This is a genomic window from Paucibacter aquatile, from assembly GCF_002885975.1.
Lineage (GTDB): Bacteria > Pseudomonadota > Gammaproteobacteria > Burkholderiales > Burkholderiaceae_C > Paucibacter_A > Paucibacter_A aquatilis.
This window is the reverse complement of sequence record NZ_POSP01000003.1, coordinates 1,949,680-1,962,368: the sequence shown is the minus strand read 5'-3', so window position 1 is coordinate 1,962,368 and position 12,689 is coordinate 1,949,680. Positions and strand designations below refer to the sequence as shown.

The 12,689-nt window shown below is 64.9% G+C and carries 7 protein-coding genes; 2 read left to right on the top strand and 5 right to left on the bottom strand.

What is annotated here, in order from left to right:
• Positions 1-28: 28 nt before the first annotated feature.
• The 4 genes from groES to asd all read right to left on the bottom strand — a co-directional run bounded on the left by groES (position 29) and on the right by asd (position 8,758).
• Complete coding sequence (gene groES, locus C1O66_RS11685) at positions 29-319, bottom strand: co-chaperone GroES (RefSeq protein WP_102768033.1); 291 nt, start codon at positions 317-319, stop codon at positions 29-31.
• 211 nt (positions 320-530) lie between these two features.
• Positions 531-3,956 carry an EAL domain-containing protein gene (locus tag C1O66_RS11680; protein ID WP_165794570.1) on the bottom strand — a complete coding sequence of 1,142 codons (3,426 nt, stop codon included), beginning with the start codon at positions 3,954-3,956 and terminating at the stop codon, positions 531-533.
• A 556-nt stretch (positions 3,957-4,512) separates the two neighbouring features.
• The gene (locus C1O66_RS11670) at positions 4,513-7,419 is read right to left on the bottom strand and encodes a TonB-dependent receptor domain-containing protein (RefSeq protein WP_243392776.1); all 2,907 of its coding nucleotides are present in this window, start codon (positions 7,417-7,419) and stop codon (positions 4,513-4,515) included.
• Positions 7,420-7,849: 430 nt separating this feature from the next.
• Positions 7,850-8,758 (bottom strand): archaetidylserine decarboxylase, encoded by a 909-nt coding sequence (gene asd, locus C1O66_RS11665; protein ID WP_102768030.1) that lies wholly within the window; start codon positions 8,756-8,758, stop codon positions 7,850-7,852.
• Between the two features lie 88 nt (positions 8,759-8,846).
• Between asd and C1O66_RS11660 the strand changes: the two genes are divergently transcribed.
• Complete coding sequence (locus C1O66_RS11660) at positions 8,847-10,496, top strand: aminotransferase class III-fold pyridoxal phosphate-dependent enzyme (protein WP_102768029.1); 1,650 nt, start codon at positions 8,847-8,849, stop codon at positions 10,494-10,496.
• A gap of 63 nt (positions 10,497-10,559) precedes the next feature.
• On the opposite strand, the gene C1O66_RS11655 is transcribed toward C1O66_RS11660, so the two are convergent.
• A complete protein-coding gene (locus tag C1O66_RS11655; protein ID WP_243392775.1) occupies positions 10,560-11,192 on the bottom strand; it encodes a hypothetical protein in 633 nt (210 codons plus the stop codon).
• A gap of 233 nt (positions 11,193-11,425) precedes the next feature.
• Here C1O66_RS11655 and C1O66_RS11650 point away from each other — a divergent pair, with 233 nt between their 5' ends.
• Positions 11,426-12,685 (top strand): glycosyltransferase family 4 protein, encoded by a 1,260-nt coding sequence (locus C1O66_RS11650; protein WP_102768028.1) that lies wholly within the window; start codon positions 11,426-11,428, stop codon positions 12,683-12,685.
• Positions 12,686-12,689: the final 4 nt, after the last annotated feature.

Here is a 12,689-nt window from a genome sequence, read left to right as displayed (position 1 = left end):
CAGAACTTGTTGCGGGTCGGGCGAAGAATTACTTCTCGACAACCGCAAACAGATCTTCTTCGCGCATCACCAGCAGCTCATCGCCGTCGACCTTGACGGTCTGGCCCGAGTACTTGCCGAACAGAACGCGGTCACCGACCTTCACGTTCAGAGCAATCAGGTCGCCCTTGTCATTGCGCTTGCCGGCGCCGACGGCCAGCACTTCGCCTTGATCCGGCTTCTCAGCAGCGGCGTCAGGAATGACGATGCCCGAAGCGGTCTTGGTTTCTTGTTCGAGGCGCTTAACGATCACGCGATCGTGCAGAGGACGCAGTTTCATCACATCTCCTTGAGATTTTCGGGGCTTGATCGGGTGTGGCGGCCGGGCCGTTCACACCGTCATGGGGGTAAAACCTGAACTCGCACACCGGCCTGGGCCGGTTTCGGAGTTCGTTAGCACTCGACCTTGGTGAGTGCTAGCAGGAGGATTATAGGGGTGGCCCTCGGGCTTTCAAGAGGGGGCGAGGCAAGAAAAGCGGGGGCGGGGCCGCTCAGTCTGTGTCCAGGTGCAACCAGGCCTGCCCGGCCTGCCACTGCGCGCGCCAGGCCGGCAGCGCCTCGGCCGGCATGGGCCGGGCGATGCCGTAGCCCTGGACCTGGTGGCAGCCCATGGCGTGCAGGCGGGCGCCATGCTCCAGGCTTTCCACGCCTTCGGCGATCACCTCGCGGTGGAAGGCGTGCGCCAGTTCGATCACGCCCTTGACGATGCTGAGGTCGTCGGGGTCGACCAGCATGTCGCGCACAAAGCTCTGGTCGATCTTGAGCGTGGCCACGGGCAGCTTGCGCAGGTAGGTGAGGGAGGAGTAGCCGGTGCCGAAGTCGTCGAGCGCGAACTGCACGCCCAAGGCCATGCAGCGCTCCAGCACCGCCACCGCCTGTTGCATCTCGCCCAGGGCCGACGTTTCCAGCACCTCCAGCTCCAGCCGTGTCGGCGCAACCCGCGGGTGGCGCGCCAGGCTGTCCGCCAGATGCTCGCTGAAGCCCGGCTGCAGCAGGTGGGTGGCGCTGATATTGATGCTGATGGGCAGGTCCATGCCCTGGTTTGCCCAGGTTTCGAGCTGATTCAGGGCCGCCTCCATGACCCATTCGCCCAGCGGGCGCTCCAACTCGCCACCATGCACCTGGCCCAGGAACTCGCCCGGCGGCAACAGGCCGCGCTCAGGGTGCTGCCAGCGAAGCAGGGCCTCCACGCCCACCACCGCGCCGTGGCGCAGATCGACCTTGGGTTGGTAGAACAGACAGAACTCGTCTTGCTGCAAAGCCTGTTGCAGGCGGGCCAGTTGCTCGCGGTGTTGGCGGGCAGCGCGGTCGATCTCGGTGTCGAAGAGCTGGTAGCGATTTCTCCCGGTTTGTTTGGCCAGGTACATGGCCTGATCCGCATGGCGCATCAAGGTGTCCGGATCGGCGTGGTCCAGAGGATAGAGGCTGACACCGACGCTGGCCGAGATGCTGAGCTCACGGCCCTCTACCGACACCGGCGCCTGCACCGAGCGCAGCAGGCGCTCCAGCACCAGGGCGCATTCCTCGGGGCTGTCCAGCTCGGTCAAGAGGATGACGAACTCATCGCCACCGAGCCGGGCCAGGGTGTCATCGACCCGCAGCACCTGCTTGAGGTTGTGGGCCACGCCGATCAGCAGCTCGTCGCCGGCGGCATGGCCATGCTGGTCGTTGATGGCCTTGAAGCCATCGAGATCCAGGAAGCACACGGCCGTCATGCGGCCGCTGCGGTCAGCGCGGTGGATGGCCTGATTGAGCCGGTCGGACAGCAGGCGGCGGTTGGGCAGCAGGGTCAGGGGGTCGAAATTGGCCACCCGGTTCAGCTCGGCTTCGTGGGCCTTGAGCTGGCTGATGTCGGTGAAGACGCTGACATAGTCGCTGACGCGTCCCTGGCGGTCGCGTACGACCGAGACCGATTGCAAGGCCGCGAACAGGTCGCCGTCCTTGCGGCGGTTCCAGATCTCGCCGCGCCAGAAGTCCTGTTCCTTCAGCGATTGCCAGAAGTCCTGGAAAAAGCTCGCCTCATGCCGACCCGAAGACAGCACCCGCGGTGACTGGCCGAGCACCTCCTCCTGGCTGTAGCCGGTGATGCGGCTGAAGGCCGGATTGACCTTGGTGATCAGGCCGTCGGCCTGGGTCACCATGATGCCCTCGTAGCAGTTCTCGAACACCACGCGCGCCTCGCGCTGCGCCAGCTCCAGAAGCTTGCGCTCATGGATGTCGGTGTGGGTGCCGGACATGATCCAAGGCGTGCCGTCGGCGCCGCGCTGGACCACGCCGCCGCGGGTCAGGATCCAGTGCCATTCGCCGGCTTTGGTGCGCACTCGAATCTCGAACTCGTGGGTGGCAATCTCGCCGTTCAGGTGGCGCTGGATCGATTCGAGTGCGCGCGGCAGGTCCTCGGGGTGAACCAGTTGGGACCAGTTTTCGGGGGCCACCTGCATCTCACCGCGCTGGTAGCCCAGCATGGTCTCCCAGCGTGCACTGACCTGGAAATGGTTGCTGCGCAAATCCCATTCCCAGTAGCCCTGGTCCGAGCCCTCGATCACCCGGGCCAGCTGTTGCTGGCTGTACAGCAAGGCTTGGCGGGCCTCATGGCGCTCGGTGATGTCAACGCCCAGCACATAGCAGCCATCGACACGGCCTTGCTCGTTGAAGCGCGGCAGGTAGCGCAAGGCCTGCCAGCGCTCGGGGCTGGGCTGCCAATCGAGCTCTTGTGCCGCGCCCAGCAGTGCGCGCTGGACCAGGGGCGCGACGCTGGCGAAACCCGCCTCGCCCAGCACGGCCTTGAGCTCCAATCCGGCCAGCTCGTCCAGATCGGGGGCGAAGCTCTCACAGTAGCGCTTGTTGGCGTAGACGAAACGAAGCTCCGTGTCGATGAAGGCGATCAGCGCCGGCACATGGCCCAGGATGCTGCGCAGATGCTGCTCGCTGTCGTGCAGGCGCTGGGCTCGCTCCAGAGCCTGGCGCTCCAGCTCGGCTCGGTGGATCAGTTCTTGCTGTCGTGCCAGGCGCTCCCTTTGGTCCTCTCGCAAGATCACGATCAGACCGCGCACGCGGCCGTTGCTGTCACGGATGGGTGTCAGGTTCAGGCTGACCGGCCGTTCGCCGCCTGTGCGCGGGCACAGCAGCGGCGCCTGGCCCATAGTCTGCGTGCCGCCCCCGGTCATCACCAGGGCCAGGGGCAGTTCCATCGGTTGGCGGCTGGCTTCTTCGATCAGCGGCAGCAGCTCGCGCACCGGGCGGCGCAGCGCCTCTGCCTCTGGCCAGCCGCACAGGCGCTCGGCCTCGGCGTTCATGCGCGTGATGCGACCCTCGGTATCAGTGGCCAATACTGCATCAGCCATTGACTGCCACAGACAGGCCAGTTGTTCCTCGCTGTCGGCCAAGCTTTGACGATGGTCTTCCTGATCTTGCAGACGGCGGCGCAGCGTTTGAAAGCAGCTGGCAAGCAGGCCAAGTAAGGCCAGGCCCAGAAGGACAGTGGCCACAAAACCGCGTGCGCGCAAGCGATCGCGGGCTTGCTCTCGTTCGGGCAGTAGCACTCGCTCGCCCGATTCCATATCGGCCAGCAGCCGCTCGGCCCTGCGCCGGGTCTCGGCCAGGCTGGAGCCTGCGACCAAGGCCTGGGCAGCCGCCGGCCCCTCCTGCTTCATGCGCGCTTCAATTTGGCGCGACAGGGCGATGCGTTCGTTCACCAGTTCGCGCAGCCGCTGCCAGCGCGCATGCTGGGTAGGGGTGTCGGACGTACTCGCACGCAGTCGTTCCAGCAAGACTTCGCGGCGCGCCAGAGCTTGATCGCGCTCTTGCAGCCGACCCGGATCGCCGCTGGTGCGAAATCCCAAGGTGTGCAACTCTACCTGGGCGGTCTCTGCTCGCACGCCGGCCAGATCGGCCAGCACCGCATGGGTGTGACCCACCTCTTGGACTGCAAGAGCCGTCTGATCCGCAAGCCACCAAGCGCTTACCATTAATCCCACCAAGACCAGGGTGCCTGCCGCAAATGTGAGCAGGGCGCGGTGTTCGAAACGCGCGGCAGCTTTCATGGACCGTACTCCCTGTCGGCATGCCCGGTTTGTGATGCCGCACCTGTGGTTCGCGGACCGGGCTTGGGTCAGTCTAGCCCCAGGCGCAGAGGCCAGGAGCGCGGCCTAGCCAAATTGGCGACATGTGTCGCATGTGGGATGTTTGCCAGCAATACGCCGGTGGTCGGGGCGCGGCTTGTGCCCCATGCTGAATGGCCGCGACGCCGAGGGCGGTGACGAAGCTCAAACTACGCATCCCGCCAACGATCGCCTGCTTGGTGGGCGTTGATGCCTTCCAGTTGCACCAGCGCGTGATTTTTTCACCCTGGGCGTCTCAGTCCGACTTGCCCTTGCTAGTTGCCAAAAAAATGGCCGGCCGCCCCGTTTGGGGTGGCCGGCCTGCGGTCGAGACCTGCGAGGATAGGGCGATCTTGCGACCGCCCCGTGGGTCTTACATGCTGTAGCGCACGCCGAAGTAGTAACGGCGACCGATCGCGTCGTAGGTGCCTGCGTCGGTGGCAGTGCCGGTGGTGTTGCCTGGCAGGCCGCTGACGATAGGTGCCGGCTTGGTGTTCAGCACATTGTCGATGCCCAGGTAGAACTGCGCCTTGCCAAGAGCGTAGGTGCCCTGCATGTCCAGGTAGGTCTTGGACGCCACCTTGAAGTCTGCCTTCGTGAACTGAGGATAGCCCTTGCGGAAGCTATCGTTCAAATAGGACTGACCGATGAAGGTGGTGGTTGTCGACAGTGCCCACGGGCCGTTCTCGTAGCCAAGGCTCAAGCTCCACCGGTTGCGCGGCGAACCCAGCTCACCTGCGGTCGGGTCAGGCGTTGCGGTGTCGGTGGCTTTGTACTCAGCCTTCAGCAGGTGGGTATAGCTCAGGCGGCCATTGACGCGACCAGTGCCGAGTTTGTCCGAGTAGCTGGCCGTGAAGTCCAGACCCTTGGCGACTTGGCCGCCGCTGTTGACGGGCACTTCGTTGATCAGATCGATTGAGCCCGCGCTGTTGCCGGGGGTGCCGGTGGGGCGGCGGGTGATGAACTTGCAGAAGGACGTGTCATTGCCGCTGTAGCACTGATCCAGCGCGTACTGGCGTCCCGGCGTGTTGATCGCTTTGTCGATGCTGATGTCGAAGTAGTCGGCCGTGAAAGCGAACTTGTCGAGTACCGGGATGCCCTTGGGCGTGATCACCAGACCGAAGGTGGTCGAATTGCCCTTCTCAGGCTTCAGGTCCGGGTTGCCGCTGTCGAAGCCGCTGATGCCGTCACGATCGGGCTGAGTCAGGGTGAACACACCACCATTTGCGGCCATATTGGCTGCCACGCCAGGTGCTGCCTTGCAATTGGTGGCCAGCACGCTGGTGTCGCTGCTCTTGACGCCATTGCAGGGGTCCTTCAAGCCAGGCGGGAAGGTCTGCGAGGGCGCGGAGAACAGGTTGCCGACATTGGGCGCGCGGGTTGACACGGCCTTGGTCACGCGCACGCGTACCGTGGAGTTGGCCGCCCAGTCCAGGCCCGTGTTCCAGCTGTTGGTCTTGCCAGCGGTGGAGTAATCGCTGGCGCGCACGGCAGCGATGCCGTCCAGGGTCTTGATCAGGGGCAGGCCCTTCAGCAGGGGCAGGCGGGTTTCGACGAACAGTTCCTTGACGTTGAAGGAGCCCTTGGTGTCAGGCAGGGCGTTTCCGCCGTTCAGGCCGGTGGCTGTCAAGGCGTCGTGCACGTCTTCCGAAAACTCGGCGCGCCATTCGCCGCCAACGGCGATGCCAACGGGGCCAGCGGGCATCTCGAAGGGCTCGCCCGAAACGGTAAAGCCTGCCATCTTCTGAGTCACCTTGGTGTTCAGCGACTGCGGGGCGGCAATGTACTTGACGCCTGCGGGCGAGATCGTGCCAGCTCCGAAAATATTGATGGGCACGCAGCCCTGCGCGCGCGCCAGTTCGTCACGGCACATCACACCGCCCTTGCCATCAGGAATGGCTTCGAGGGCATTGCGCATATTCAGCACATTGACCTGGCCATTGCCGCGCTGACCTTCCTTGGTGGCGCCGTAGCCCAGGTAGGTTTCGTAGGACCAGGTCGGATTCACTTCGCCCTTCATGCCGAGCACAAAGCGGAACGTGTCGCGGTCGGCCTGCTGGATGCGGCTGCCCAGGTCGGTCATACGGCGCTGGAAGAAGTAGTCGCCGACCACGTTAGCGGGCACCAGCGGGTTGCGCACCATCGTTCCGTTGATCAAGAACTCGGTCGGCACGACCTCGGTATTCGGGTACACGTCGCTGGAAGCGAGTGCGAACGGCTCAATCTCAGATTTGGTCTTGGTCGCGGCGTAGGTGCCCTCGAAGAAGATCTGATGCTTGTCGTTCAGTGCGTAGTCGCCTTTGGCAGCCAGCAACATGCGGTCCGTGGGCACCGAAATGGCGCGGTACGCCTGACGGTTGAAGCCGGTGGCGCCAACGCCGTCGCCAGCCGGGCCATTCTGCGACCATGGGATTTGCTTGCCTGCAGCGTCGTACGTGAAGTCGACGTCTTTCTTGTCTGCGTCCGTGAAGTAGAAGTGGCCGGCCGGCGCGAAGGCGGAGAAGGTCGGCTGGCGGACATTGAAGATGTCAGCCGGATTGGTGGTCTTGGGATTCAGCACGGCCAGCGAGGTCTGGTCGTAAGGCACGCCATGGTCGCGCGCCATGGTCTGGCCTTGGCGCGTGAACGCGAAATGGGCCATCAGGTTGGCGCGGCCATCGGCACCGCTGGTGCCGAACGAAGCGCTGAATTTTTTCTTGTCGTCATCGCCCTTTTCGCTGCGGCCGAGCTGCATGTCGAGCTTCAGGCCATTGATGTTGCGCTTCAGGATGATGTTGACCACACCTGCCACGGCGTCGGAGCCGTAGGTAGACGAAGCGCCGCCGGTCAACATTTCCACCCGTTCGATGAAATCGGTTGGGATGGTGTTCAGGTCAACCGCGGAAGAGCCGGGGATGCCCGAAACATAACGTCGGCCATTGACGAGCACCAGGGTGCGGTCGACGCCGAGATTGCGCAGGTCCAGAGTGGACACGCCGGAGCTCGAGGTCAGGAAGTTGGAGTTGTTGCGACCCAAGCTGTTGCTGCCAGCGCCACCACCGAACACGGGGCTCTTGAGCAGTAGTTCTTGCAAATTGGCTGCGCCGGAAGAGGCGATGTCAGCGGCCGTCATGACCTGCACGGGCGCGGGTGCCAGCGCGCCGGCCGACAAAATGCGGCTGCCGGTCACTTCGACTCGTTCGATCTGGGTGGGGGTCTGGCTTTGCGCTTGGGCCGATGCGGCCACGGCGAGGAGTACTGCTGCGCTGATGGCGCTGAACTTCGGTTGTTGTTTCAACATACGGGAAATCTCCTGCGAGGTTGGGTATCCATAACGCGGCAGAACCGTGCCAGCACTTCGGCATCTCGCACGGTGTACGCTGCGACGCAGGTCAGTCTAGGAGTGGGGTTCTTGGGGCTTGAGAGGGTCAATCCTTGTCAGGCGATAGCGACAAACTTCCCGTGTCGGCCATGCACTTCGTGTAATCACCTCGGGTTTGTGCGAATGGTGCAGCGGGAGTGTGTTTGTCTGGTCTTTGGCATGACTTCCGGCCCTTGTGTCACGTTGCGCTTTCGTGGAGCCTCCCTGAGGCTTGTCTAAACAGGCCATGCCGTTGGTCATGGCTTTTCGGGTTTGACTGTGCGATAGGCGTTCATTTCGTAAGTTCTTGAGTCAGTTTCTCGGGATTGATTGTTGAGTGTGCGCATATCGCGCATGGATACGGTGAGTTTCAGTCGGCGCGGCAGAGCAAGGCCTGGCCCATGCGCAGACGCTGCCCGGTGGCGATGCCTTCGCACAAGGCATAGCCCGGCGGCACGAACACCAGGATGGTGGAACCATGCTGAAACCAGCCCATCTCCTGGCCCTTCTGGAAGCCCGCCTGGCAGGGCAATTCGTTCGCACCGCGGTAGCCCACGTGCAGCAGCAGGTCGAGGAAATGCAGGCGCAGGCTGGCCACCAGGATGGCCGCCACCGGCACCAGGGCGATCGGTGTGCGCTCGGCATCGTCCAGCCGGCAGCGCAGCACGGCGCGCTCGTTGCGGCAGAACAGGCGTTCGACCCGCTTGAGCGCGATCGGGTTGACGTTCCAGGTGTCGCCGGCGATGTGGGTCACATGCTCGACCTGGCAATCGGCCGGTGCGTGGAAGCGGTGGTACATGGCCGAGGTCAGGCGCAGGGTGATGAACAGGCCTCCCTCGAAGACGCGGGTGTCCTGGGTCGGGCCGAAGAGATCCTGCAGCGCGTAGGGGAAGCCCTTGGCCTGGTAGACCTGGCCGGCCTCGACGCGGTCGCAGGCGCCGACGATGGCGTCGCAGGGGCTGCTCAGCACTTCGGGCCGCGGGTCGATGCTGCGCGCGCCATCGCGCAGCTCGCGGGTGAAGCAGTCGTGCAGGCTGTCGAAGCGCTGCTTCTTGGCGTCGCTGAGGTCCAGATCGGTAAACAGGCGCCAGACCGCAATCGAGGCGCGTGCCAGCAGCGGCTGGCGCAGCTGGCTGAACCAGCCCATGAAGCGGGTCAGGGCGATGCGCGGGATGCGGTTGGTGAGCAGGAAGTTCAGGTCTTCCTGTTGCAGCAGGCGCTGCACCCACAGGCGCGGTGTGAGAAATGCCCGAGTGCGGGCTTGAAGGCTGCTTTTCATGCGTCTGTCAATTCGGACTGTTAGACAAGAGGTCTGCGCAACAAAGCTCGCTCACCCCGGGGTGGCGAGGACAAGGTAGGCACGCTGAATGAATGAAACTTTTGCTCTCTCGGCCCTGGCTCTGGCCGCTCTGGCCTGGACCCTGCCGAAGGCCAAGCGGCGCCTCGAGCTGTCGCGGGCCAAGCACCGCTCGCTGGCGGGCCATTCGCGCATGGCCAAGCGCCTGGCGGGCTGGATTCCCGGCTACGCCTACGACGAGGCCCGTTTTTTTGGCTCGGACGGTGCGCCCGATTCGGTGCAGGCGCAGCGCCGTGTCGGCTTCCAGCGCCTGAGCGGCGTGTTTGCCGAGCGCTATGCCCAGAGCATCGCCATGACGGCGCGCGCGCGCGAGGGCATCTCGGACCTGCAGTTCACCGGCAGCTACCGCGTGCCCTTCCAGTACAGCCCCTACCTGCGCGAGCATCTCAAGACCGGCAGCTTTCTGCAGGCCTCGAGCGGCGTGATGGTGGAAGACCTGGATGGCAATCGCTTCTACGACCTGACCGGCTCCTACGGCGTCAACGTCTTTGGCTATGACTTCTACCGCGACTGCGTGGACCAGGGCATTGCCCTGACCCACAAGCTGGGCCCGGTGCTGGGCGCCTACCACCCCTGCGTGACCGAGAACGTCGAGCGCCTCAAGGCCATCTCCAAGCTCGACGAGGTGTCCTTCCACATGTCCGGCACCGAGGCGGTGATGCAGGCCGTGCGCCTGGCCCGTTATCACACCGGGCGCCGCCATCTGGTGCGCTTCTGCGGCGCGTACCACGGCTGGTGGGAGGATGTGCAGCCCGGCCCGGGCAACCCGCTGCCGCCGCGCGAAACTTACACGCTCGAGGATCTGGACCCGCGCAGCCTGCAGGTGCTGCGCACGCGCCGCGACATCGCCTGCGTCCTGATCAATCCGCTGCAGGCCCTGCACCCCAACCAGGGCGCGCCGGGGGATTCGTCCTTGCTGGACAGCGGCCGCCGCGCCGGCTTCGACCGCGAGGCCTACACCCGTTGGCTCAAGGCCTTGCGCGAGGTCTGCACCGAGCGCGGCATCGTGCTGATCTTTGACGAGGTCTTCCTGGGCTTCCGCTTGGCCGCCGGCGGCGCGCAGGAGTATTTCGGCGTGCGCGCCGACATGGTCACCTACGGCAAGACCCTGGGCGGCGGCCTGCCGGTCGGGGTGGTCTGCGGCCGGCGCGATCTGATGAAGCGTTTCCGTGAGCAGCGCCCGGCCGACATCTGCTTCGCCCGCGGCACCTTCAACTCGCACCCCTATGTGATGGGCGCGATGAAGGTGTTCCTGGACCGGCTGGACAGTGCGCCGGTGAAGGCCATCTACGCCCAGGCCGATGAGCGCTGGGAGCAGCGTGCCCAGCACTTCAACGAAACCCTGCAGGTGGCCGATGTGCCGGTGCAGATCGCCCACCTGCAATCGGTCTGGACGGTGTTCTACACCCAGCCTTCGCGCTACAACTGGATGCTGCAGTTCTATTTGCGTGAACAAGGTCTGGCTCTCAGCTGGGTGGGGACCGGGCGGCTGATCTTCAGCCTCAACTACAGCGACGCGGATTTCGAGGCAGTGCTGCAGCGCTTCGTCAAGGCTTGCAAGGCCATGCAGGCCGATGGCTGGTGGTGGGAGGACGAGGCGCTGACCAACAAGGCCATCCGCCGCTCGGTGCTGCGAGAGATGCTGCAGCAGCGTTTCTGAGCTGCGACGGCGAAGCGCAAAACAGGGCGCCCTCGGGCGCCCTGTGCTCTCTCAGCCGATGTGTCAGCGGCTTTGCGGGTGTTGCACGTGGTCCATCGGGTCGATCAACTCGCCGCGCAGCAGGTAGATCGGTGCCTTGTGATACAGCCAGATGTCGTGGAAGGGGTCGGTGATGATCTTGGTGGCCCAGGTCAGGCCGGTCATCAGGCTTTGCTGCTGCCAGAGCTGCAGCACGCGGAACAGCAGACCGGCCACACCCAGCGACAGCCAGGAGATGCCCACATCGTGCAGGAAGCCGCGGACATCGGTGGCCGGCTCGATCAGGCCGAACAGCGAGGGCTGCAGCCAGAGCAGTGCCGGCAGCGCCACCCAGACGGCCAGCAGCACGATCTTGCGGCGGATGTTGTAGCCGATCTTGATCGCTTCCTTGTGCTCGTCGGTGGCCTGATTGACCTCGTCGTAGCCGCGCGGCTCGAAGAAGAAATGGCCGGCCTGGCGGCTGGTCATGGAGACGCACCAGGCCAGCAGTGCGGCCATGGCGGGGTCCACGAACAGCAGGCCGTAGGAGATCACAAAGCTGATCGCGCTGAGCAGGTGCAGGCTCTGGTTGATGCGGCTGTGGTGGTAGTAGCGGTGGTCGTCCCAGCGCTGCACGCGCAGCTCTTGGGCAAGGTTCTTCAGGAAGTTGTGGCGCACGCGTCACCTCGGCGGTGTGATGGTGAAGGGGAAGAGGCGGCCAAGCCGGGAGCTGGCCGCCCAGGCGCAGCCCCGATCGGCTTGCGTGACGCGATGGTGACGCTGCTGCATGAAAACTGCGTGACCATGGCCGCGCCGAAGGAACCAGGCGGCGCCCGCCCCGTGCCCATCGGCCGACGCGCGTGCCGGTCACTGTCATTGAACTGTTATCTGTCCTAGGCAAGATGCCCTGCATGGAACCCACACCCAGCGCGGACAGCATCGTTGTCGACAACTATCCCGCTGCCCAGCGGTCACTGCGGATTGCCTTCGTGACGGAGACCTATCCGCCCGAGGTCAATGGTGTGGCCATGACACTGGCCCGCATCGTCGAAGGCTTGCACCGTCGCAACCACGATGTGCAGCTGATCCGCCCGCGCCAGGACGCCAGCGATGCGGCCGAGCGCAGCGTGCGTTTCCACGAGGTGCTGATGCGCGGCCTGCCCATCCCGCGCTATCCCAATCTGCGCATGGGCGTGCCGTCCAAGAAGGCGCTGGTCCAGCTCTGGTCGCTGAACCGGCCCGATGTGGTGCACATCGCCACCGAGGGCGCGCTGGGTTGGTCGGCCCTGCAGGCGGCCCTGCATCTCAAGCTGCCGGTGTGCTCGGACTTCCGCACCAATTTCCATGCCTACAGCCGGCACTACGGCATTGGTTGGCTCTACAAGCCCATCATGGCCTACCTGCGCAAGTTTCATAACCGCACCCAGTGCACCATGGTGCCGACCGAAGCGCTCAAGCGCGATCTGGAGGCCGGCGGCTTCAAGCAGCTGACGGTGGTCTCGCGCGGTGTGGACACGCAGCAGTTCTCGCCCAGCCGCCGCAGCGCCGCGCTGCGCACCGAGTGGGGCGTGGCGGACGATGATCTGGTGGTGGTTTATGTGGGCCGCATCGCGCCCGAGAAAAACCTGGCCGCGCTGACGGCTGCCTTCGAAGCGATCGCGCAGCAGCAGCCACGTGCCCGCCTGGTGGTGGTGGGCAGTGGCCCGCAGCAGGCGGAGCTGCAGGCGCGCTGGCCGCAGGCCATCTTTGCCGGCCAACGCAAGGGCGAAGACCTGGCGGCGCACTATGCCTCGGGCGATCTCTTCCTCTTCCCCAGCCTGACCGAGACCTTCGGCAACGTCACCACCGAGGCCATGGCCAGCGGCCTGCCCGTGGTGGCTTTCAATTACGCCGCCGCCGCCCAGCTGATCCGCAGCGGCGAGAACGGCCTGCTGGTGCCCATGGACGACCAGGCCGCTTTCGTGCGCGCCGCCCTCAGCCTGGCCGACCAGGCCGCGCTGCGCCGCCAGATGGGCGCGGCCGCCTGCCAGACGGCTTCGGAGCTGGACTGGAGCGCCATCGTCGCCCGCTTCGAAGGCGTGCTCGACTCGGTCATGCACCGCGCCACGGTGCCCAGCAGTCTGGGTGCCGGTCTGCTGGCCAAGGCGAGCAAGAAGCGCCCGGCGGTGTGAACCT